Origin of the sequence: Klebsiella sp. GL120222-02, from assembly GCF_003097195.1 — a bacterium.
GTDB lineage: Bacteria > Pseudomonadota > Gammaproteobacteria > Enterobacterales > Enterobacteriaceae > Klebsiella > Klebsiella variicola.
This window is the reverse complement of record NZ_QEQO01000013.1, coordinates 53,365-76,261: the sequence shown is the minus strand read 5'-3', so window position 1 is coordinate 76,261 and position 22,897 is coordinate 53,365. Positions and strand designations below refer to the sequence as shown.

Annotated in this window: 24 protein-coding genes; 20 read left to right on the top strand and 4 right to left on the bottom strand. The window is 53.8% G+C overall.

The window, feature by feature from the left end; translation table 11 throughout:
- Window positions 1–75: 75 nt before the first annotated feature.
- The 9 genes from fdhD to N438_RS26240 all read left to right on the top strand — a co-directional run bounded on the left by fdhD (window position 76) and on the right by N438_RS26240 (window position 6,508).
- Entirely contained in the window at window positions 76–912 is an 837-nt protein-coding gene (fdhD, locus tag N438_RS26280; RefSeq protein ID WP_116696589.1) for a formate dehydrogenase accessory sulfurtransferase FdhD, read from the top strand.
- Between the two features lie 128 nt (window positions 913–1,040).
- Window positions 1,041–1,253 carry a YdgH/BhsA/McbA-like domain containing protein gene (locus N438_RS26275; protein ID WP_004127125.1) on the top strand — a complete coding sequence of 71 codons (213 nt, stop codon included), beginning with the start codon at window positions 1,041–1,043 and terminating at the stop codon, window positions 1,251–1,253.
- 394 nt (window positions 1,254–1,647) lie between these two features.
- Window positions 1,648–2,628 (top strand): 6-phosphofructokinase, encoded by a 981-nt coding sequence (locus N438_RS26270; protein WP_032731538.1) that lies wholly within the window; start codon window positions 1,648–1,650, stop codon window positions 2,626–2,628.
- An 11-nt stretch (window positions 2,629–2,639) separates the two neighbouring features.
- Entirely contained in the window at window positions 2,640–2,954 is a 315-nt protein-coding gene (locus N438_RS26265; RefSeq protein ID WP_004151864.1) for a PTS sugar transporter subunit IIB, read from the top strand.
- A complete protein-coding gene (locus tag N438_RS26260; RefSeq protein ID WP_004203642.1) occupies window positions 2,947–4,314 on the top strand; it encodes a PTS sugar transporter subunit IIC in 1,368 nt (455 codons plus the stop codon). The genes N438_RS26265 and N438_RS26260 overlap by 8 nt, the downstream gene beginning before the upstream one ends.
- Window positions 4,301–5,143 (top strand): class II fructose-bisphosphate aldolase, encoded by an 843-nt coding sequence (locus tag N438_RS26255; protein ID WP_008807896.1) that lies wholly within the window; start codon window positions 4,301–4,303, stop codon window positions 5,141–5,143. The genes N438_RS26260 and N438_RS26255 overlap by 14 nt, the downstream gene beginning before the upstream one ends.
- Window positions 5,144–5,201: 58 nt before the next feature.
- On the top strand, window positions 5,202–5,471 hold the full coding sequence (locus tag N438_RS26250; RefSeq protein WP_055323207.1) for a hypothetical protein: 270 nt from the start codon (window positions 5,202–5,204) through the stop codon (window positions 5,469–5,471).
- 9 nt (window positions 5,472–5,480) lie between these two features.
- Window positions 5,481–5,918 (top strand): PTS sugar transporter subunit IIA, encoded by a 438-nt coding sequence (locus tag N438_RS26245; RefSeq protein ID WP_046882434.1) that lies wholly within the window; start codon window positions 5,481–5,483, stop codon window positions 5,916–5,918.
- Window positions 5,915–6,508, top strand: a complete 594-nt coding sequence (locus tag N438_RS26240) for an ATPase AAA (protein ID WP_008807894.1) — start codon at window positions 5,915–5,917, stop codon at window positions 6,506–6,508. Before N438_RS26245 ends, N438_RS26240 begins: the two co-directional genes overlap by 4 nt.
- Here the strand turns inward: N438_RS26240 and N438_RS26235 are convergent.
- Both N438_RS26235 and N438_RS26230 read right to left on the bottom strand, forming a co-directional pair.
- The gene (locus N438_RS26235; protein ID WP_008807893.1) at window positions 6,505–6,828 is read right to left on the bottom strand and encodes an AzlD domain-containing protein; all 324 of its coding nucleotides are present in this window, start codon (window positions 6,826–6,828) and stop codon (window positions 6,505–6,507) included. The genes N438_RS26240 and N438_RS26235 overlap by 4 nt on opposite strands.
- Window positions 6,828–7,487 (bottom strand): AzlC family ABC transporter permease, encoded by a 660-nt coding sequence (locus N438_RS26230; RefSeq protein WP_038421942.1) that lies wholly within the window; start codon window positions 7,485–7,487, stop codon window positions 6,828–6,830. Before N438_RS26230 ends, N438_RS26235 begins: the two co-directional genes overlap by 1 nt.
- 100 nt (window positions 7,488–7,587) lie before the next feature.
- Between N438_RS26230 and N438_RS26225 the strand changes: the two genes are divergently transcribed.
- The 11 genes from N438_RS26225 to N438_RS26175 all read left to right on the top strand — a co-directional run bounded on the left by N438_RS26225 (window position 7,588) and on the right by N438_RS26175 (window position 21,239).
- Window positions 7,588–8,136 carry a helix-turn-helix domain-containing protein gene (locus N438_RS26225; RefSeq protein WP_002882865.1) on the top strand — a complete coding sequence of 183 codons (549 nt, stop codon included), beginning with the start codon at window positions 7,588–7,590 and terminating at the stop codon, window positions 8,134–8,136.
- Between the two features lie 200 nt (window positions 8,137–8,336).
- The gene (locus N438_RS26220; protein WP_040970674.1) at window positions 8,337–9,548 is read left to right on the top strand and encodes a PfkB family carbohydrate kinase; all 1,212 of its coding nucleotides are present in this window, start codon (window positions 8,337–8,339) and stop codon (window positions 9,546–9,548) included.
- Between the two features lie 15 nt (window positions 9,549–9,563).
- Entirely contained in the window at window positions 9,564–10,487 is a 924-nt protein-coding gene (locus N438_RS26215) for a dihydrodipicolinate synthase family protein (RefSeq protein WP_022064605.1), read from the top strand.
- A gap of 13 nt (window positions 10,488–10,500) precedes the next feature.
- A complete protein-coding gene (locus tag N438_RS26210; protein ID WP_046882436.1) occupies window positions 10,501–10,992 on the top strand; it encodes a YhcH/YjgK/YiaL family protein in 492 nt (163 codons plus the stop codon).
- The gene (locus N438_RS26205) at window positions 10,989–12,266 is read left to right on the top strand and encodes an MFS transporter (protein WP_022064607.1); all 1,278 of its coding nucleotides are present in this window, start codon (window positions 10,989–10,991) and stop codon (window positions 12,264–12,266) included. Before N438_RS26210 ends, N438_RS26205 begins: the two co-directional genes overlap by 4 nt.
- A 103-nt stretch (window positions 12,267–12,369) precedes the next feature.
- Window positions 12,370–13,365, top strand: coding sequence for a substrate-binding domain-containing protein (locus N438_RS26200; RefSeq protein WP_116696588.1), 996 nt, complete (start codon window positions 12,370–12,372; stop codon window positions 13,363–13,365).
- Between the two features lie 115 nt (window positions 13,366–13,480).
- A complete protein-coding gene (locus tag N438_RS26195; protein ID WP_116696587.1) occupies window positions 13,481–15,604 on the top strand; it encodes an alpha-galactosidase in 2,124 nt (707 codons plus the stop codon).
- A gap of 41 nt (window positions 15,605–15,645) precedes the next feature.
- Complete coding sequence (locus N438_RS26190; RefSeq protein ID WP_023296852.1) at window positions 15,646–16,911, top strand: MFS transporter; 1,266 nt, start codon at window positions 15,646–15,648, stop codon at window positions 16,909–16,911.
- A 380-nt stretch (window positions 16,912–17,291) separates the two neighbouring features.
- Window positions 17,292–18,302, top strand: coding sequence for a LacI family DNA-binding transcriptional regulator (locus tag N438_RS26185; protein WP_004187910.1), 1,011 nt, complete (start codon window positions 17,292–17,294; stop codon window positions 18,300–18,302).
- 70 nt (window positions 18,303–18,372) lie between these two features.
- Complete coding sequence (locus tag N438_RS26180) at window positions 18,373–19,761, top strand: glycoside-pentoside-hexuronide (GPH):cation symporter (RefSeq protein WP_004187899.1); 1,389 nt, start codon at window positions 18,373–18,375, stop codon at window positions 19,759–19,761.
- A gap of 104 nt (window positions 19,762–19,865) precedes the next feature.
- The gene (locus N438_RS26175) at window positions 19,866–21,239 is read left to right on the top strand and encodes a NosD domain-containing protein (RefSeq protein ID WP_064180742.1); all 1,374 of its coding nucleotides are present in this window, start codon (window positions 19,866–19,868) and stop codon (window positions 21,237–21,239) included.
- A 90-nt stretch (window positions 21,240–21,329) separates the two neighbouring features.
- Here the strand turns inward: N438_RS26175 and rhaM are convergent, their stop codons facing one another.
- The gene (gene rhaM / locus N438_RS26170; RefSeq protein ID WP_002882870.1) at window positions 21,330–21,644 is read right to left on the bottom strand and encodes an L-rhamnose mutarotase; all 315 of its coding nucleotides are present in this window, start codon (window positions 21,642–21,644) and stop codon (window positions 21,330–21,332) included.
- On the bottom strand, window positions 21,641–22,789 hold the full coding sequence (gene fucO, locus N438_RS26165) for a lactaldehyde reductase (RefSeq protein WP_016162045.1): 1,149 nt from the start codon (window positions 22,787–22,789) through the stop codon (window positions 21,641–21,643). The genes rhaM and fucO overlap by 4 nt, the downstream gene beginning before the upstream one ends.
- Between the last annotated feature and the right edge of the window lie 108 nt (window positions 22,790–22,897).

The window sequence follows — 22,897 nt, the reverse complement described above, 5'->3', positions numbered from 1 at the left end:
TTTCCCTCATTCCTGAAGGGATAAAAACAGAATACCACATTGTGTGTATGCCTGTTCCAATACGGTTAAAGCAAAGTGAACAAGAAGCCTCTCGAACAAATCAAAAATGTGACGAATGTCACAGGATATCGCCAGGTCTCCCTCTGGAAACGCGAGGATCTGCAACACCCTCAGCCAGACGAGTTAGCCGAAGAAATTCCCGTCGCGCTGGTCTACAACGGTATCTCCCATGTGGTGATGATGGCCACGCCGAAAGACCTGGAGCAATTCGCCGTCGGCTTTTCCTTATCCGAAGGGATTATCGAGCATCGGCGGGAGATTTTCGGCATGGACGTGGTGTCGGTGTGCAATGGCCTTGAGGTACAGATTGAGCTCTCCAGCCGACGTTTTATGGGGCTCAAAGCCCGGCGTCGCGCGCTGGCCGGGCGTACCGGCTGCGGGGTATGCGGCGTCGAGCAGCTCAATGATATTGGTAAGCCAGTTCAGCCGCTACCGTTCACTCAGACGTTCGATCTAGCCAACCTCGACCACGCCCTGGCGCATCTTAACGATTTTCAACCGGTCGGCCGACTCACCGGCTGTACCCATGCGGCTGCCTGGGTCAGGACGACTGGCGAGCTGGCGGGCGGTTTTGAAGACGTTGGCCGGCATGTCGCCCTGGATAAACTGCTGGGCCAGCGCGCGGAAATTGGCGAGGACTGGCAGCATGGCGCCGCGCTGATCTCCAGCCGCGCCAGCTATGAAATGGTGCAGAAGGCCGCGATGTGCGGCGTCGAGATCCTGTTCGCAGTCTCGGCGGCCACCACCTTAGCGGTGGAAGTGGCCGAGCGCTGCAATCTGACGCTGGTGGGCTTTTGCAAGCCGGGCAGGGCGACAGTCTACACCCATCCGCAGCGTTTAATTGCGGGTTAAATATCGATCAATAAATTTGAACAATGACAGCAAATCCTTCCGCTTTTTGTTTAGCGATGTGCGGGCTACTATTTAACACATCAAGGCACGGCGCCTTATCTAAACAACTAAATGAAAGGGTTTATATCATGAAAAGCATCAAAACTTTTGTCGCAGTAATCGCACTGGCCGCTTCTTTTGGTTCATTCGCTGCTGAAACCGTGACTGCAACCGCTGCCACGATGGATGGTGCGGAAGCGAAAATCGCTGCTCAGGCGCAGGCTGCTGGCGCTTCGTCTTACAAAATTACCGAAGCCTTTACCGGCAACCGCGTGCATATGACTGCGGAACTGAACAAATAAGCATAAAGTTACTGTCGAAAGAGCGCCTTAGGGCGCTTTTTTTGTTTCGCTTCCCGCATCGGCGAAATTACCCGATATTCCCCTCTGCTACGAAAAAAATGTGGCAGTAATCACGTTTCCGTTCTTTTCTTAAATCCCTATATTAACGGCAAAGGAAAGGTCTGCACGCCTGAATATCTCGATATTTTAACGCTATGAAATATAAAGATATTAAAAACAGAAAGCGATGGCGATCACCCTCTTTAAATGAGATGTTTATCACATAAATAAGCATGTCACTGCTACTGTCAACCATTCACTGACGTAATTTAATACGCATTATGTGATCTTTATTGCAAATAGAAGGCTTGTACTCAGGGAAAAATGTTGTCAGGCAAATGAGCGAGGAAGCGTCATGAAAATTGGCATCGTTATTAGCGGCGGGGATGTTTCGGGAATGAATAATTTTATATTCCAGATAGCCAGGCAGGCTAATGCCGATATCACGCTGTTTAATGGCGGTATTCCAGGGCTACTGGAGAAAAGTCATCAGGATATGGCGTGGCGCGATCTGGTTGATTTCTCCATTACCGCGGTGCCGATCATTACCTCGGGGCGAACCAGTCGCAAACTGCAGCGCAGTGAATATGAAAGCATTGCTAAAAAACTTAAATCTCTGCGTATTGATGTGCTCATTATGGCCGGGGGGGATGGCAGCCTGCAGTTTCTGAATACCCTTAGTGAATTTGAGATTAATTGCTTTGGTGTCGGGATGACTATCGATAATGATGTGTATGGCAGTGATTATACGATTGGTTTTTCCACGGCCTGTGAGCAAATTATTAAAGAAGTCTCCCGTTTAAGAAATACCGGAAGAGCGCTGCCGGGTCGGGTTTTTATGGTTGAGATATTAGGAGGCTATTGTGGAGAACTAACGTTACAGTCCGCCATTAAATGTAATGCTGATATTGCCCTGATCCCGGAGGCACAGATGCCGCTGACCATGCTTGCGGAACGGATTACCCGGAAGCTGAGCACGCAAAATAGCGTCGTGATCCTCTGCTCAGAAGGCTATACCAAAGAGTACTCTCCCGGCTTTCAGGGGGCGATTGATACCATGATTAAACAGCTGGAACCACAAATAGGTGTCCGTATCCGTAAAACGATCGTCGGTTATGGTTTACGCAGCGGTGATCCAACCTGTGAAGAGATTTATCAGGGTACCATTATGGCCAGTGAAGTGGTTCGCTGTATTCAGTCAGGTATGAAAAATAAAGCCATAATAATTAATTCCAGTAACAAACCTATTCCGATTGATTTAGTCAGTATGAAAAAACGTCTGGTCGATACTGAAGGACATCATTATAAACTTGCCAAGCAACTCAATATTATTTGAGGAGACCCTCCATGCTGAAAATTTTATGCGTATGTGGCTGCGGCCTCGGTTCAAGCTTTGCCATTGAAATGACGGCGAAGGCAGTTTTAAAGAAGCTGGAAATTCCCGCTCATATTGAACACACCACCGTTTCCGAAGCTGGGGCCTTTAAATCGGATATGATTCTGACGCAAAAAACCTTTGCCGACATCTTAACCGCCGATGCCAGTGAAGAAGAAATTAAACGTGTCGTGGTATTGAATAAACTTACTGATAAAGAGGAGATTGAAACCAAGATCGTCGCATTCTTAAAAGAACGTCATCTGAAGGTGGCTGATTATGAATAGCTTCGTTGCGTTTATCGTTAAGGATTTACTCGGCCAGGCATCCATCCTTATTGCTTTTATTGCCATGCTTGGCCTGATCCTGCAAAAGAAATCGCCAGGCAAAACCGCGGAAGGGACATTTAAAACGCTGCTCGGTTTCTTAATTATGATGGCCGGGATAAACATCATTGTCGCCACCCTGACCTTCCTGAATGATATCTTCACCCAAGGGTTTGGCATGAAAGGCTACATTACCGATGTGGCCGCCATCGCCGGGTTAGCGAATCGGGAATTAGGTTCGGAAGTGGCGCTGACGCTGCTGGTGATCTTTGCCGTCAATATTATTATCGCCCGTCTGACGCCGCTGAAATATATTTTCCTGACCGGCCAGGCGCTACTGTGGATGGCGACAATTGGGGCTGTGATTGGCTATAAGTCCGGGCTCACTGGCGTACCGCTGATTTTAACCGGGGGTATCTTCGGCGGTGTGATGGCGGTCTTAATGCCGGCCCTGGCGCAGCCGGTGGTCAGGCGCATTACCGGGTCTGACGATGTGGCCCTGGGGCACTTCTGTACCATCGGCTATCTGGTGCAGGCTGCGGTCGCTAAAGTTGTCGGAAAAGGCTCTCGCTCCACGGAAGATCTCGAACTGCCTGATAACTTTAAGTTTCTGCAGGATACCTATCTGGCCATGGCGGTGGTGATGGTGCCGATGTATCTCATCCCGGCTATTGCGGCGGGGCCGCAGTACATCGCGCAATTCTCCGGCGGCATTAATTACCTGATGTATGCCTTCATGCAGTCCATTCAGTTTGTCGCCGGGGTCTTTGTCCTCTATAGCGGTGTGCGTTTATTACTCAATGAGCTGGTGCCGGCTTTTCGCGGTATCGCGATGCGTATTGTCCCGGATGCAAAGCCTGCTCTCGATTGCCCGGTGCTGTTTCCCTATGCGCCAAATGCGGTGATTGTCGGATTTCTGGCGACGACTGTCGGCTCGATTATCGGCATGCTGGTTTTCCCGATGTTCGGTCTGGCGATGATCCTCCCCGGGCTGTTAACCAACTTTTTCGCCGGCGGTACGGCAGGGGTATTTGGTAATGCGCTGGGCGGACGTCGCGGGGCGATGATCGGCGGGGTTATCCACGGTCTGTTTATCACTTTTCTGCCGGCTATTCTGGTGCCCATGCTGGAGAGCTACGGCTTTACGGGCGTCACCTTCAGCGATTCTGACGTCATCAGCTCCGGTCTGGTATTAGGCCACGCCTTCCAGAATAACTGGCTCTTTGTCGCCTTGTTTATTGTGTTTGTCGCCGCACTGGCATGGTTTGTAAACGGTAAATCCGCTAAGCCGAAAGGGGAAAATGTTCATGAGTCTGTATAATTTTAATGAGATTTTAAACATCGCTCAGGAAAGAAATTTTAAAGCGATTGGCTCGTTTAACTTGCACTGTATTGAGATGTTACCGGCTTTTTTCAAAGCCGCGCAAAACAGCCACAGCCCATTAATGATCCAAATATCAACCGGTACCGCAGAGTATCTGGGGTATCGGTTACTGGTCGATGCCGTGCGTTCATTAGCAGACAGTGAAAATATCCCGACCTGCCTGCACCTCGATCACTGCTCCGATATTAAAGCCATCGAGACGGCAATGAATGCGGGCTTTTCTTCGGTGATGTACGACGGGTCTCACTTAAGCCTCGAGGAAAATATCGGTAACACGCGGATTGTGGTGGAAATGGCCCGGCCGCGGAATATTACGGTAGAAGGTGAGCTGGGGGCGATCGGCGGGTCAGAGGATGGAAAAGCGGTGGCTGCCGAAGATATCTGTTTTACTACCGTCGACGACGCGAAACGTTTTGTGGAGGAGACGCAGGTCGATATGCTGGCCGTCTCGGTGGGCACTGTGCATGGCCTGTACACCGGTAAAGCGCAGATACAGCATGCGCGGCTGAAGGCGATAAGCGAAGCGACTGGCGTGCCGCTGGTGCTGCATGGCGGCACAGGCGTTAGTGACGACGATATGCGGCTGGCCGTCACTGAAGGGATTAATAAAGTGAACGTCGGAACGGAAATGAACGTGCAGTGGGTCGACCGCTGTAAATCAACGTTCGAGAAAGGAAAAGTAAATGACAGCGTACGGAAATTTTTAATTCCCGCCAACCAGGCAGTGACTGCCGTATTAATGGAAAAAATGGCGCTATTTAAATAGCGTTTTTACCGACACATATCTTTTGTTGCCCTGTCTTCCGCCAGGGAGGGAGCTTGCTATGTTTGAATCATTGAAAACGCTGTGGAAAAAAGAGCAAAACCCGCTGCAGGATTATGATCAACAGTCCCGTCAGCTGGCGGAAGAGATCGCCAGACTGGAAGGCGAATTACAGCGCCAGCCCGATAATAGCGACGTGCAAAAAACATTGATGTTGACTTACAACCGGGCATTATCGGTATATGCCAAGAGTAAGAGCCACCGGCAGGATATCGATGAGCTGTTTCTGCAGATTGATAATTTACGCAATATTATTCGTCGCAATATCTAGGAACAGAGAATGACCATAAAAGAACTGCTTATTGAGGCCGATGCCATTCAGGTTGGCGTTGTGGAATCCGACTGGCAGCGGGTAATAAAGTTGGCTGCCCGCCCGCTGGAGGCGAAAGGCTTTATTTCGGCGGAATATAGCCAGGCGGTGATCGATAATACCTTGAATCATGGCGCTTATTACGTTTTTGATGAAGGGATTGCCATCCCCCATGCCCGCCCCGAGTGCGGCGTCAGACGCAACTGCTTTAGCCTGGTGGTGCTGAAAAAGCCCATCCCGTTTGCGGACGGTGAAAAGGCGGACATTGTTATTATGTTTGGTGCCCGGGACAGCAATGCGCATATCGAGGAGGGCATCCGTTCCATCGTCGCGCTGCTGGATAACAATGACACCATGGCCAAACTGCGGACGGCCCGCAGCCGGGAGGAGGTCGTCGCATTACTATGAACAGACATCTGACCCCAGGCTGCAAAACGGCCATATTAATCAACGGCATTCCGGCGTCGGGGAAGAGCACCATCACCCGTTTGCTGGCGGAGACCTTTAGTCTACCAGTGTTGACGATCGACGGCATCAAAGAGCCGTTTATGGCGCGCCTGGCCCCTGTCGACCGGCCGATGAATCGCCAGCTGGGCTGTGCGGCGTATGAGGTGATTTGGTCGATTGTCGGCGCGTCGCCTGCCAGCATGGTTTGGTTGATCGACGCCTGGTTCGGTTTTCAGCCGCGGGAGACCTTGCAGAGACTGCTACAGCAGGCGGGCGTGGAGCAGGTAATTGAGATCTGGAACCATATTACCCCGGAGCTGGCCGTCGCACGCTATGCCTCGCGGCTGGCGACGCGGCCGCCGGGCCACCCCGGCGAGGAGTATCTGCCGGAGCTGGCCCAGCTGGCCGGGCGGGCGCAGCCCATGTCTTTAGGGCCCGTATTGACGATAGACCAGCGGTATCCGCTGGAGATAAAACCGATTATTCACTGGCTTGAAGGCACGATCGCTGGAAAGCACGCCGGTTTGGCGGATTACGCTTACCCGCCCTAAGGCATACCCGCCAGGCGCAGCAGCGCGGTCACCACGGCGGCGGCGATAATCACGCCGATCAGCGGGACCTTGCGCCAGGCGAGGAACACGGCGACAGCCACACCCAGAACGCGCGCCATGCCGGCGAAATGCGCCCCTTCATAGAAGGTGGTGGCCAGGGCGACGGAAAAAAGCAGCACCGTCGCCGCATCGGAAAGCAGCGCCTGCGAGCGCTCGGAAAATGCCAGCCGATTGCCGAGCTTCGCGCCGCCGAGGCGCATCAGATAGGTTCCCAGCGACAGGATGGCGATACCGGCGATAAACAGCGTCATATTGCCCATTATTTTTTCCTCGACAGTAAACCAAACAGCGAAAGCAGCACCGGCAGCCCGGTGGGCACAAACGGTACGGCGGCAAGCGCCAGTGCGGCGCCGCTGGCGGCGCGGATCAGCGTAGTGCGGTTTTTAAAGGCCGGGATCACCAGCGCCAGCAGGATCGCCGGGAAGACCGCGTCAAGCCCGATGGTTTCCGGCGCTGGCAGCAGTTTGCCGACGGCCGCGCCGGTTAGCGTGCCGAGGGGCCAGATCAGCGCGACGCCGGCGCCGCACAGCCAGTAGGCCGCTTTGCGCTGCGTAGGGGTGGGCTGCGACAAGCCAAAGACCACGCTCTCGTCGTTCATAATGTGGCACCCGATAAAGCTTAAGGCGCGCCGACCAACCAGTTCGCGCACGGTCACTCCGAACGGGATATGGCGCGCGTTGACTAACAGGCCAGCGGCAGCGGCGGCCAGTGGGCTACCGCCGCTGGCGATAATGCCGATAAACATGAATTCAGAAGCGCCTGCCAGCACGGACACCGAAAGCAAGAGCGGCACCCATAAAGGGAAGCCGTAAGCCACCGCCAGCGACCCATAGGACATGCCCACCACCCCGACGGCAAGGCAGACCAAAACGATCGCTTTTATCGTGTCTCCGCTGAGACTGGAGAGAGTTTGTTTCATATCATTTAGCCATATCGAACGAATTTCCATTATAATGAACACATAATAATCGTTTTTCAAGGCGAACGAATCGTTCGATATAAAAAACAAAGGGGCGGGTATGACACAGCCAATCAGCGTTATTGCCAAAAGCCTGGTGCGGGAGCGGGCGCGGACCGGTCTCTCGCTGGCGGAAGTCGCGCGTCGGGCGGGTATCGCAAAATCCACGCTATCGCAACTGGAGTCCGGCAACGGCAATCCGAGTCTGGAAACGCTGTGGTCGCTCTGCGTGGCGCTGGATATCCCGTTTGCCCGCCTGCTTGAGCCGCAGGTGAACAAAACGCAGGTGATCCGCCGCGGAGAGGGGACAAAGGTGGTGGCGGAGCAGGCGAACTATCAGGCCATTTTGCTGGCCGCTTGTCCGCCAGGCGCGCGTCGGGACATCTATTTACTGTTAACCCAGCCCGGCGCCGATCGTATTTCGCATCCGCATCCGCCAGGCTCGGTGGAACATATTATCGTCACCCAGGGGCGGGCGCGGGTAGGGCTGACGTCGGCGCCGGAAGAGCTCGGCGAGGGCGACTATATCTGCTACCCGGCGGATCAGGAGCATGTTTTTCAGGCGCTGGAGCCGGATACGCAGGCTCTGCTGATCGCTGAGCAAAATTAGTCATAATCTGCGCATTTTATTTTGATGCGCAGAAGATTCTTTCATTTCTCATTAATGATTGAGTGAGCTATTTATCTGCTCAATATCTTCATCGTTTTTCCATTTTTGTTTCCTTCCGTTTTGCCTAAAAACATGGGATTGATGTCACTCTTCCTGCCGGAAGGGGTTCGTATACTTAATTCGTGACATTGGGGTTTATTATGTTTTTAGAAGAACGCAGACGGCATATCCTGAAATATTTAAACGATCATGAACGTGGTTTTGTTAATTATTTTGCTGCCTATTTTGGTGTTTCAAAAGAAACCATTCGTAGTGATTTAAATACTCTTTCAGAAATGGGTGTCGTGCAACGTTGTTATGGCGGGGCGATTATTTCACGGCGCAATTTACAGGCTGAGCTTATTTCTGAAACCGGTGATAGTTTCGGGGTGCTGTTGCAGCCTATTAATCACAGAAAACCTACGGTGAGTGGTCAGCAGAAAGGAAAATCGATGAACGGCAAAGTGTGTGTATTCGGCTCATTTAATGTGGATATTGTGGCCCGAGTGGAACGTTTTCCGCGCGGTGGCGAATCGCTACTGGCGCTCGCCAGCAGCCTTGGGCCCGGTGGAAAGGGGGCAAATCAGGCAACGGCTGCCAGTAAAGCCGGTGCGCAGGTACATTTTGTCGCTAAGGTTGGCAAAGATCAGTTTAGCCATTTAGCGGCCGATCATCTGACCCGTTCTGACATACACTCCTTTACGCTTTATCAATCTGAGAGCGAACCAACCGGCAATGCCATTATTTATGTCTCGCAGGAAAATGGCGAAAATATGATCGCTATTTACTCCGGCGCGAATACGACGATAACGCATAATGAAATTGAGGCGATTATTCCTGAGCTCACCTCTTCTGATGTTTTATTAGTTCAGCTTGAGAATAATTTTGACGCTACCCATGCGTTAATAAAAATAGCCAGGGAGCTAGGAAAGACCGTCATTCTAAACCCTGCTCCGTACTCAGCAGAAATCATTCCCAGTATTCCTTATGTTGATGTGATTACACCGAATGAAACCGAGGCTTCATTGTTATCTGGTATCGAGATTAACGATGTTGATACCGCCAAAGAGGCTGCACTGCGCATCGCTGAATTAGGGGCTAAGAAAGTCCTTATTACCATGGGATCGCGCGGCGCGCTGCTGCTGGATAATCGCCAGTTTAGCCATATTCGCGCTTTCCCGGCGGTCACTGTCGATACCACCGGCGCTGGCGATGCCTTTAATGGCGCGCTCGCCGCCTCGCTAGCTGCTGGCAACACCCTGGTTCAGGCCGCGACCTGGGCCTCCGCATTCGCCTCTCTGGCCGTCGAGCTGGAGGGGGCTTCCAACATGCCTGACTTTGCACAGGCAAACGCTCGACTCCGTACCCTCTAATCCAGGAAAAATAAGATGAAAACGATTAACGGTGTTGTTCCCGTCATGCTGACCCCATTTACCACTGACGACCAGATTGATTATCCGGCTCTGGCGAAGCTGATCGACTGGTACCTGGCAAAAGGCGTGGATGCGCTTTTTGCCGTCTGCCAGTCCAGTGAAATGCAATATCTCAGTCTGCAGGAGCGTGTCGAGCTGGCGCGTTTCGTGGTGCATCACGTGGCGGGGCGCATCCCCGTGATTGCCTCGGGCCATATTAGTGACGATCTGGCGGCGCAAAAGGAAGAGTTGCTGGCAATGTCGCAGACCGGCATTGATGCGCTGGTGCTGGTTACCAATCATCTCGATCCGCGCAATGAAGGCAGTGAGTTCTTTTTCGCTACCCTGCAATCGCTGCTGGCGGTGCTGCCGGTTTCGATGCCGCTGGGGCTGTATGAGTGTCCGGCGCCGTATCGCCGTCTGCTTAGCGACGACGAGTTCGCCTGGTGCGCCAACAGCGGCCGCTTTGTGGTTTTGAAAGATGTGAGCTGTGATCTGCCGACCGTTGAGCGCCGCGTGCGCCTGGCTCAGGGAACCCCGTTGAAAGTGATCAACGCCAATGCTGCTATCGCCTGGCCTGCGATGCTGGCGGGTGCCGAGGGCTTTAGCGGTGTGTTTACCAACTTCCACCCGGAGCTGTATAGCTGGATGTGGCGAGAAGGCAAAAACCAGCGGGCGCTGGCCGACGAGCTGGCGGTATTCCTGTCGCTGGGAGCGGTCACCGAAACACTGGGCTACCCGAAGAACGCCAAAATTTACCATCAGCGGCTGGGGACCTTCGACAGTGTTGCCTGCCGGGTTAACAAAGACGATGTACTGAGCAAGTTCTGGGGGCTGACGGTGATCCTCGATCAGATCCGCGTGGGCACTGAACTGTGGCAGCAGCGGATCGCAGGCTAAGGGAGGGGTCATTATGATCGTATCAAGTCTGCACGCGTGGCCTGCACAACAGGCCGCGTTTCATCCGGTGATTCGTCAGGCGCTGGCGTTTATCGCCAGCCAGGATTTTCAGCACTTTGCGCCGGGTAAAATCGACCTGATCCCGGGGAAACTCTTCTGCCTGTTGCAGGAGATGGACAGCATGCCTTTTGCGCAGGCGCGTCCTGAATCGCACCGCCAGTTTATTGATATTCAGTATCTGATCTCCGGCGAGGAGCGCATGGGGGTCAGCCGTGCTGAAAGCCGTTGCCATCACGTTACCGAGGATATGACGCCGCAGCAGGACATTCTGTTCTGGCAGGTCGAAGACGAGGAAACGCAAATAAGGCTGACGCCCGGCATGTTTGCCATTTTCTTTCCACAGGACATCCACCGCCCCTGCTGCCACCCGCGAGAGGGCGAACAGAAACATCTTCGGAAAGCGGTGATGAAAATCGATCGCGCCTTGCTGGAGGACGGTTTATGAGTTCGCTAAATCACACTACTGCAGCGGCTATCGCGGCGCCGAAACTCTCACGCCGGCGCTGGGGGATCATTTTAATTCTGCTGCTGGCTGCGGTGGTGAACTACCTTGATCGCGCCAACCTGAGTATTGCTAATACCACCATTTCGAAGGAGTTTGGTTTCTCCGGAACCGAAATGGGTCTGCTGCTATCGGCGTTTCTCTGGCCTTATGCGCTGGCGAACCTGCCGGCCGGCTGGCTGGTCGACCGTTTCGGCTCGAAGAAAATGTTCACCGGCGCGCTGACGCTATGGTCTGCCGTGACCTTTCTGATGGGATTTGTGAATACCTATAGTTTCTTCTATGGCCTGCGGGTGCTGCTGGGGGTGGCTGAGTCGCCGTTCTTTACCTCTGGTATCAAGATCACCCAAAGCTGGTTTTCGGATAAAGAGCGCGGCCTGCCGACATCGATTATCAATACGGGTTCGCAAATCGCTAACGCCATCGCGCCGCCGCTGCTGACGCTTCTGCTGTTGTGGGTTGGCTGGCGCGGGATGTTTATCGCCGTGGGTCTGCTGGGTATACCGTTGATTCTGGCGTGGCTGAAGTTCTATCGCGATCCGGATGCGCGGGAAGCGATGCTGATCCACACTGGTAAGGTGGTGATGGCTGAGGCCGATAAGCCACAAGTTAGCTGGGGCGAGCTGTTTCGCAATAAAACGACCTGGTTCATGATCTCCGGCAACTTCTGCATCATGTTTACTATCTGGGTTTATCTGACGTGGCTGCCGGGTTATCTGGAAACATCGATGGGATTCAGCCTGAAGCAGACGGGCTTTATTGCCTCGATTCCATTCTTTGCCGGTATTCTTGGCGTCCTTTGCGGCGGGATGCTCTCTGACCGTCTGGTGCGCAGAGGGATTAATGCGGTAACGGCGCGGAAGGTGCCTATTGTGGTGGGGGCGGCAATGGCGGCCTGTTTTGTGATGCCAATTCCGTTTGTCAGCAACAGCGGTACCGCGATTACGCTACTGACGCTGGGTTATTTCTGCTCGCAAATGCCGTCCGGGGTTATTTGGGCGCTGGCGGCGGATATGGCGCCCAAAGAGCAGGTCGCTTCTCTCGGTGCGATCCAGAACTTTGGCGGTTTTCTGGGCGCCGCGCTGGCACCGGTGATCACCGGGATTATCCTTGATGCTACCGGTCAGTTCACCAATGTCTTTATTCTCGGCGGCTGCCTGCTGTTCCTTGGCGCCTGTCTCTATGGCTTCTTTGTGCGTAAACCGCTGACGCAGTAGTTTTTCCTCAGAACAAAGCGCCGAACGGCGCTTTGTCTCTGTTGCTGGACGTCATAGCCATATTGCGGGAAACTAGCTTTCCTATGCGAAAACAGGGATTTTTATGTCGCTGAAAGCCATTGCCAAACAACTTGGGATCTCCGTCACGACCGTCAGCCGGGCGTTGAACGGCTATGACGATGTGTCACAGGAGACCCGCGCCCGGGTTGAGGCTGAAGCGCAGCGCCGGGGCTATCGCCCCAACACTTTCGCCCGCCGTCTGAAAATGGGCACCATTGATGCCGTTGGTCTCGTCTTTCCTGTCCGCCCCGTGCCGCTCAACAATAACGTTTTTCTTGAGATGGTTGGGGAGATCAGCCATGAGCTGGCGCGCCATGACATTGATTTGTTGCTGATCGCCGATGATGAACAAGCGGATAAACATGGCTATATGCGCATGGTGCAGGGCCGTCGCGTCGACGCTTTAATCGTGGCCCATACCCTGGATGACGATCCGCGGCTGGCGCAGCTGCAGGCCTCAGGCTTTCCGTTTCTGGCGCTTGGCCGTAGCCGCCTGGCACAGCCCTACGCCTGGTTTGATTTCGATAACTATGCCGGCACCTGCCGCGCCACCCGCCATCTGATTCAACAGGGCCACCAGCGTATCGCGCTGTTGGGCGAGAACAACAATCAGGCGTTTATTTTGCAACGGCGTAACGGCTACCTCGATGCTCTGCGCGAGGCGGGGTTATCCGATGCATGGCTGCGTAGCGTGCCGGCGACGCGCCGAGGCGGCTATCAGGCCACGCTGGAGCTGCTGCGTCTGCCGGAGACGCCTACCGCGATCATCACCGACTGCAACACCCATGGCGATGGCGCCGCCATGGCGCTCGCCCATCTGGGCCGTTTAACCGGCGACAACCGCGTCGCCCTGGTGGTGTATGACGGGCTGCCGCAGGACAGCATCATAGAGACCGATGTCGCCGCGGTGATCCAGTCCACGCGCCAGGGCGTGGGGCGGCAGATTGCCGATATGGTCCGCCGCTTAATTGCTGGCGAGGATCTGGCCTCGCTGCAGGTGCTATGGCAGCCGGAATTTTTCCCGGGTGAAACTGCCTGACTTGACCCCTTTTTAACCCGTAATTCTGAAGCCGATCACGGATCCGAAACGTTTTGGTTGGCATCCGAAACGTTTCGGATCAACAGTAAGACATTCCTTGTTATGGAGATGTCTGATGTCTGATTCGCTGATTCACCTGCAAAGCGCCGGTGCCGATGTTGTCATTAAAACTCGCCCTTTCGCCGAAATTGTCTACTGGGGGCCACATTTAAGCCACTTTTCACCGCAGGATGCCGACAGCCTGACGCGCCCGGTCGCCAACGGCAGACTGGATGTCGATTCGCCAGTGACCTTAATGGCAGAGCTGGGCCATGGCCTGTTTGGTGCGCCGGGCATTGAAGGCCATCGTCAGGGTCTGGATGCCTCTCCGCTGTTCACCACCAGCGAAGTGCGGCACGAGGGCCAGACGCTGATCCTGGTCAGCGAAGATCCACAGGCCGGCCTGCGTCTGCACAGCGAGATCGCGCTGGATGCCAGCGGCGTGCTGAGCGTGCGCCATGGCGTGACCAATCTGCGCGCCAGCCCATGGCAGGTGGATCGCCTGGCGGTCACATTGCCGGTCGCCGAACGCGCTCGCGAGGTGATGGCTTTCCATGGCCGCTGGATCCGCGAGTTCCAGCCTCACCGCCTGACGCTGGAGCACGACAGCTTTGTGCTGGAGAACCGCCGCGGGCGCACCTCTCACGAACATTTCCCGGCCCTGATCACCGGCAGCCGCGCCTTTAGCGAGATGCAGGGTGAAGTCTGGGGCGTACATCTGGCCTGGAGCGGTAACCATCGCCTGCGGGCAGAGGTGAAAACCGATGGCCGCCGCTATCTACAGGCCGAGGCGCTCTATCTGCCGGGTGAAATGGCGCTGGCGGAAGGGGAAACCTTGTGGACACCGTACCTGTATGCCAGCTACTCGGCGAACGGGCTGAACGGCATGAGCCAGCAGTTCCATCGTTATCTGCGCGAACGGATTATTCGCTTCCCGGGCAACAAGCCGCGCCCGGTGCATCTCAACACCTGGGAGGGGATCTATTTCGACCACGACCCGGACTACATCATGCGTATGGCTGACGAGGCGGCGGCGCTGGGCGTCGAGCGCTTTATTATCGATGACGGCTGGTTTAAAGGGCGCAACGACGACTGGGCGGCGCTTGGGGACTGGTATCTTGATGAGAAAAAATACCCCTACGGCCTGACGCCGGTTATTGATCACGTGAAATCGCTGGGGATGGAATTCGGTATTTGGGTGGAGCCGGAAATGATTAACCCGGACTCCGATCTGTACCGGGCGCACCCGGACTGGGTGCTGGCGCTGCCGGGCTATACCCCGCTGACCGGCCGCCATCAGTTTGTCCTGAATCTCAACATTCCGGAAGCGTTTGATTATCTGCTGGAGCGGATGAGCTGGCTGCTGGGCGAGCACGCGGTGGACTACGTGAAGTGGGATATGAACCGCGAGCTGGTGCAGCCTGGGCATCAGGGACGCGCCGCCGCGGACGCGCAAACGCGCCAGTTCTACCGCCTGCTGGATACGCTGGTGGCCCGTTTCCCGCACATTGAATTTGAATCCTGCTCCTCCGGGGGCGGGCGGATCGATTATGAAGTCCTCAAGCGCAGCCATCGCTTCTGGGCGTCTGACAATAATGACGCCCTTGAGCGCAACACCATCCAGCGCGGCATGAGCTACTTCTTCCCGCCGGAGGTGATGGGCGCGCATATTGGCAATCGCCACTGTCATGCCACCTTCCGCCAGCACAGTATCGCCTTCCGCGGCCTGACGGCGCTGTTTGGTCATATGGGACTTGAGCTGGATCCGGTGAGCGCTGATGAAGAAGAGCGCGCCGGATACCGGAAATATGCGGCCTTACATAAACAGTGGCGCGACGTGATCCATCACGGCGTGCAGTGGCGGATGGATATGCCGGACGCTACCACCCTTGCCCATGGCGTCGTCAGCCCGGATAAAGCGCAGGCGATTTTCCTCGTCAGCCAGCTGGCGATGCCGGACTACACCCTGATGGCGCCGCTGCGCCTGGCGGGGCTGGAGGCGAGCGCCCGCTATCAGGTGACGCTCCTCGATCATCCGAACATTCAGATAACCGGCGAGGGTGGCCACACCATGCGGAAGCTGCCGGCATGGATGACGACGCCGCAGACGGTGAGCGGTGAGTGGCTACAGCAGGCGGGGCTGGCGCTGCCCATCCTCGACCCGGAAAGCGCCATTCTGATTGGCCTGCAACGCGTGTGATGGTATCGGGCCGCGTCGCGGCCCTTCTTGAGGAAAATATAATGAACCCGACCGTCTGTACCCACAAAAACAACCCCAACTTCTGGATTTTCGGGCTGTTCTTCTTTCTCTACTTCTTCATCATGGCCACCTGCTTTCCGTTTCTGCCGATCTGGCTGTCGGACGTCATCGGCCTGAATAAAACCGAAACCGGCCTCGTTTTCTCCAGCCTGTCGCTGTTCGCCATCTGTTTCCAGCCGGTCCTCGGGGTGATCTCTGACAAGCTGGGGCTGAAAAAACACCTGATGTGGATCGTGACTGTTCTGCTGGTGCTGATTGCTCCCTTCTTCCTCTATGTTTTCGCTCCGCTGCTGAAAACCAACATCTGGCTCGGGGCGCTGAGCGGCGGCGCCTATATCGGCTTTGTATTCTCCGCAGGCGCCGGCGCGATGGAGGCCTATATCGAACGGGTAAGCCGCAACAGCGGGTTTGAATACGGCAAGGCGCGCACCTTTGGCTGTCTGGGATGGGCGTTGTGCGCGACCACCGCCGGAATGCTGTTCAGCATTAATCCCGAATGGGTGTTCTGGATGGGGTCGGCCGCCGCGCTGCTGCTGGTGGTACTGGTGGCCATCGCCAAACCGCAGGCCAGTCAGTCCGCGCAGGTGATGGATTCGCTCGGCGCCAATCGCCCGGCGATCGATTTAAAAACGGCGGTGCGCATGTTCCGCCAGCGTAAGATGTGGATGTTTATTCTGTATGTCATCGGCGTGGCCTGCGTGTATGACGTTTTTGATCAGCAGTTCGCCACCTTTTTTAAATCGTTCTTCGCGACCCCGGAAGCGGGCACCCGCGCCTTTGGTTTCGCCACCACCGCGGGAGAAATATGTAACGCCATCATTATGTTCAGCTCGCCGTGGATTATTAACCGCATCGGGGCGAAGAATACCCTGCTGATCGCCGGGATGGTGATGGCGGCAAGAATGATTGGCTCTTCCTTCGCCACTACGGCCGCGGAAGTCATAGCGTTGAAAATGCTCCATGCGCTGGAGGTGCCGTTCCTGCTGGTGGGCGCCTTTAAATACATTACCGGTGTGTTTGATGTCCGGCTGTCGGCGACCATTTACCTGGTGGGCTTCCAGTTCGCCAAGCAGGTGGCGGCGATCTTCCTCTCCGCCTTCGCCGGCAATATGTACGATCGGATCGGCTTTCAGGATACCTATATGATCCTCGGCGGTATTGCCCTGACGGTCACCTTAATCTCCGCGTTTACGTTAGCGGGTAAGGCGAAAACCGAGCCGCTTCGGGATAATGCGATGATTGTTTAATCTCCGAAATTTCATGGCACAGGAATGTGCCTGAAAGATAAGAAAGTTGATATATTAAATATGAGAAACACATGAAAGGGCTATGGGTTGTTTTTCTTCAGTAAAGAAGTATTAATACTTGAATAGCTAACCCCCTCATCCCCGTGATGAGGGGTAATGATATAATCACTCCTCTGTTTTTCCTGCCTAAAAATATTGATATCTTTTGAGTTCATTAATTTCTCTCAAGAAACGTAAATGAATAACGATGGCCAGTAAAATAAAAATGCGAGGCCAGAGTATGGATCTATGTAACGCAGCAACATGTGAACTGGATTACATTCTTGGCAGAGATCACAATTTATAGTGAACACCATTGTTAAAGGGTATGTTCAATCATCATGGCATCTATTAAAGACGTAGCGAAAAGAGCTGGGGTCTCGACGGCAACCGTATCGCGAGTGCTCAACAATCATCCCAGCGTCGTGCCGGAAACGCGGCAGGCTGTGCGTGATGCGATGGATTATCTCTGCTATGTCCCCAGCAAAAGTTCGTTTCAGCTTAGCGGTAAATGTTCAGGGTTGATTGGTGTGGTTTTGCCTAACCTGGTGAATCCTCATTTCTGTGAACTGCTGGCGACGGTGGAAGAAGAGGCCCGGTATATCGGCAAATCGGTGATCGTTAAAACGCATCAGAATCAGCCGCAGCAGGATAAACATATTATTCTGACCTTAGTGGGGATGGGCATTGACAGTTTGCTATGGGTGCCGACAGAAGCAGAAGCCGAACTTTCAGAATGGTTAAGCATTACCCGGATCCCGGTCGCCGTCGTCACCCAGGTGTCCCGGTTCTTTAACTCCGTATCGATTAACCAGGACCGGGGGGCAGAAAGTATTGCGGAACATTTTATTCATACAGGCCATCTTTCGTTTGGCTTTGTTGCCCAGGAAGGGGTTGATAATCGTAAGGTTTCATCGTATACCAAAAAAATAGCGAGTCATGGTTTAAAACTTGCTAAAGATAATTCGTTCTGGATAGCCAAAGGAGAGGGGGAAAAGATATCAGGCCATATTAGCATTCTTGATGATATTATTGCGAAACTCAGCGATCCGAAGCGAATCTGTACATGTCTGCTAGTGTATAACGATATTGCGGCAAATTATATTATCGATGGGCTAAAAGAAAAAGGCATCTCCATTCCTGAAGATGTTGCGATTGCCAGTTTTGACAATACCTTGCTGGCACAAACTAAAAAAATAACCAGCGTTGCACAGCCGGTAAATGAAATTGCTCACCTCGCGTTTCAGATGGTGAAGCATCAACAGCAGCCGGACAGTATTGAAATGCACGAAATTGTCTCTCGGTTAATTGTTCGTGAGAGCAGCGTAAAAATTAATATTACTTCCCTGTAAGGGATGTATGTTTAGAAATGGCGCGACAATTTTCGCCATGGGCTCCTTTTAACAAAAAATAGGTATATTTATGTCTGCTACCGCAATGGAAAAGCCAAGTGCTTATGAAAAGCTGGGGTTGAGGGAGAAGATCGGCTACGGGATGGGGGACGCTGGTTCAGGAATGATATGGAGTGTACTGGCGCTCTATCTGACGTGGTTTTATACCGATGTCTATGGCCTCAATGCCGGGGTGGTGGGCACATTATTCCTCGTTATTCGCATCTTTGACGCGTTTAGCGATCCGCTGATGGGGGCAATCTGCGACCGCACGGTGTCACGCTGGGGAAAATTCCGTCCATGGCTATTATGGATGGCGCTTCCGTTTGGTCTAGGCGCGGTACTGATGTTCACTACCCCAGAACTCAGCATGAACGGAAAGATTATCTATGCCTGGGTTACTTATCTGGTCATGTCGCTGATTTATACCGCGATTAATATTCCCTATTGCTCCGTCGGCGGCGTCATTACCCTCAATCAAAAAGAGCGCATGGGTTGTCTGTCATGGCGCTTTTTCCTGAATGGCCTGGCAACATTAATTATCTCCTCCTCTATTCTGCCGTTAACCGACTGGCTGGGTAACGGCGACCGCGCCTCCGGTTTCCAGCTGACCATGGTCATTATGGGCGGGGCGGCAACGCTGATGTTCCTGTTCTGCTTTTCCAGCATTAAAGAGCGGGTGGTATCGGTTAAGCAAAACGAGTCGTTGAAGAAAGACCTGCGGGATATTATCAAAAACGATCAGTGGCTCTTAATGATCTCTATTACTTTCCTGAACGTTTTTCCGGCATTTATCCGCGGTGGCGTCACTATTTATTATGCGACTTATGTCATGAAGGCGTCTGTCGGATTTATTACCTTCTTTATGGCGCTGGGCGTGGCCTGTAATATGCTGGGCAGCGTGCTTGCCAAACCGCTTACCGATCGCTTTGATAAGCTGGCGCTGTTCCGTATTATTAATATTATTCTCGGGTTTCTGTCATTGGCGCTGTGGTTTATCGATCCGCAATCATTGACCCCGCTGATGGCGCTATTTATCGTCATTAACGTTCTGCATTTAATTCAATCTGGCCCCATTCTGTGGGCGATGATGTCCGATGTCGATGACTACGGTGACTGGAAGTTCGGTAAACGCCTGACCGGTATCTCTTTCGCGGGTAACCTTTTTATGCTCAAAATGGGGCTGGCGGTGGCTGGCGCAATCGTCGCCTGGATTCTGGCGTTTACCGGCTATATCGCTAATGAACCACAGCAAAATTCCCAGACCATTCAAGGCATTATCATGATGTTCTCACTGCTGCCGATGGTGAGTTATTTCATTAGTGCGTATCTGGTGCGCTACTTCAAGCTGAATAACGCCTTCCTTGAAAAAATCAAAGCCGATCTTGCAAAACGTGAACTGGAAAAAGGACGCGGTTAATGGGTAGGGGAGCAGGCTATCCGTATTATTTATCATTCAATATCAGTCTTAATGAAACTAGAATGTTTTAAGTGATTTTCTTTTCATATCAGAGGAGGTTCTTTATGACGCATAATAATTATTATGACGTGACGCAGTGGCATATCGGTAATCCTTATAAGGATATTGGGGAGGTTATTAACAGTATTATCCTCGATATTAAAAAACGACAAACCGCAACTGATGTTAATAACGGCGGGAAACCTGGCGCCGTTATCTATATTCCGCCCGGCGATTATCATCTCAAGACGCAGGTTTTTATCGATATCAGTTATTTAAAAATTATGGGTGCCGGACACGGTTTTGTCTCCTCAAGTATTCGTTTCAATACGCCGGCTGTCGAGTGGGCGTATTTGCATGATGTTTGGCCGGGTGGTAGCCGTATTCTGGTCGATATTTGTGTGCATCCCGGCGATGAAGAACATGCTGGCGCTGCATTTTACGTGAAACGCAGCGGAGCGCCGCGAATTAGTTCGGTGGCGTTTGAAAACTTCTGTATTGATGGCCTGCACTTTATTGATGATGGATTGGGAAACAACGATCCGGAAAATAGCTATATTAACGGCAAAACAGGGATTTATATCGCCAGCGCTCAGGATGCTTTCCGGATTACAGGCATGGGATTTATCTATCTTGAGCATGGTCTCACGACGTACAATAGTGATGCTATGGCTATCCATAATAACTTTATCGCCGAATGCGGCAACTGCATCGAGCTTCGTGGCGCCGGACAGGCTTCTAAAATAACCGATAATCTGATTGGCGCAGGCTATAAAGGTTATTCGATTTATGCCCAAAACTTCGGTGGGTTATTGATTTCCGGTAACAATATCTTTCCGCGTGGCGCCAGCAGCGTTCATTTATCTGGCGTTGTTCGTTCTAGCGTTACTAGTAATCGATTGCACTCATTTTATCCAGGAATGTTGGTTCTTGAAAATAACTGTGCGGAGAATCTCATCGCTGCAAATCATTTTTTCCGCGATCGCGAACCCTGGCCGCCGATGCAGACCTATGACAATGGCCTGGATGATGCCTATGGTCTGCTGCATATCAATGGTAGTAATAACTCGGTTATTGCCAATCATATTTCCGAAACTATTGATATCCAGTATCTTCGGCCACAGGGAATAAAGCCGGTCATCATCCGGCTGGTTGCCGGTAAAGGAAACTACCTTGCGAATAATCATATTGTTGCGACCACGGAAGCGTCAGTGCAGCAGGCGCACCCTTCCGAAGAGGACGCTTGCTTTGCGGCTCAGGTCAGCGCTTTGCTGACGACGGATAGATTAAAAGCCCTTGATGCGGTCGCGGTGCTGGTAGAAAAAGCGTCGTCTCAAAACACGATACTTGATTGCGGCAATAGCCAACAGGTGATGATGGACAGAGCGACGAATGCCTTCAGGGCTACGCCAGCTCCCGGCAATATAGAGATGGAATAAACCGGCAGGAGACGCAACGGCGCAGAGTAAGTCGTCCTACTCAGCGCTGAAAACGGCTGCCCCACTCAGCACAGCGAGGCAGCCATGATTTCACGCCAGATAAAACACTTCTTTGAGCTCCGCGCTCAGCGGGCTGTTGTCCGGGTTGCTGGGCATCACCTCGCGCATGTATTTCCACCAGCGCTGGCATACTTCCGTGCTGGCAACCGCCTCCCAGCGGGCTTCCGACTCAATCTCCACCGTCGCGAACAGCAGATGGCGTTCTTTATCGAGATAAATGGCGTAATGGTGCGCGCCGTGGTCCTTCAGCACCGCTTCCAGCTCCGGCCAGATGGGGTTATGGCGGCGCTGGTACTCCTCGTGCGCGTCGGGGTTCACCTGCATGACGAAAGCTTTACGGATCATAAGGCCTCCAGATAGAGCTCGCGAACCTCATCGCGGCTGGCGGGGCGCGGGTTACACGGCGCGCAAGGGTCGGCCAGCGCTTTATCCAGCCAGCCTTCGATATCGGCTTTGCTGACGCCAAGCTGGCTGAAACCCTGGGGGATCCCTACGCGTTTGCTCAGCGTGCGGATGGCATTGATGGCCTCCATGCTGGCAGCCTCGTCGCTCATGCCGCGGGTATCGACGCCCATCGCCTGCGCCACGCGGGCAAAGCGCGCCACCGCGTTCGGGCGGTTAAAGTTTTCGATGATCGGCAGCAGGATAGCGTTGCACACCCCGTGCGGCAGGTTGTGGGTGGCGCCAGGCTGATGGGCCAGGGCGTGTACCAGCCCGAGACCGGCGCTATTGAACGCCATGCCCGCCAGGTATTGGCCAAACGCCATCTGCTCGCGGGCCTGCAGATCGTGACCATCGTCTACCGCTTTCGGCAGCCACAGGTTGATCAGGCGAATGGCCTCGAGGGCGTTGGCGTCGGTCAGGGGATGGGCGCCAACGGAGACAAAGGCCTCGATGGCGTGGGTCAGGGCATCCATGCCGGTGGCGGCGGTAACGGCTGGCGGGATGTCGAGCATCACGCTGGCGTCGTCGACGGCGATATCCGGGATCAGGTTCGGGTCGATAATCACCTCTTTTACCTGCCGCTCGCTATCGATAATCACGGCGTTGCTGGTCATCTCCGCCGCCGTGCCGGCGGTGGTGTTGATGGCCACCAGCGGCACGCCAGCGTTTTTCACTTTGCCGACGCCGGAGTATGCGGTGGAGGGACCAGGGTTGGCGGTGAGGATTTTTATCGCCTTGGCGGTATCAATCGGGCTGCCGCCGCCGAAGGCGATCAGGTAATCGCAGCGGGCCGCCTGGTACGCCGCGTAGCCTTGCTGCACCAGCGCTTCGGTGGGATTGGGGTACACGCCGTCAAACAGCTGATAAGCCATCTGCTGTTCATCCAGCGCAGAAAACAGACTGTCCAGCAGGCCCAGCTTCACCAGTTGACCGTCGGTGACGATCAGCGCCTTGCCCCATTGTTTGCCCGCTACCAGCTTGACCATATCACCGATAGCGCCTGCACCGTGGAGGCTGATTTTAGGTAGTGCCAACATAAAACTCATGATAATTCTCCTTAATGTTGATTTTGGAAAATCCGTTTCCCCTCACCCCAGCCCTCTCCCGCAGGGAGAGGGGGAAAACCGGTCCCGGACTACAGGCTGCCTGCGTGC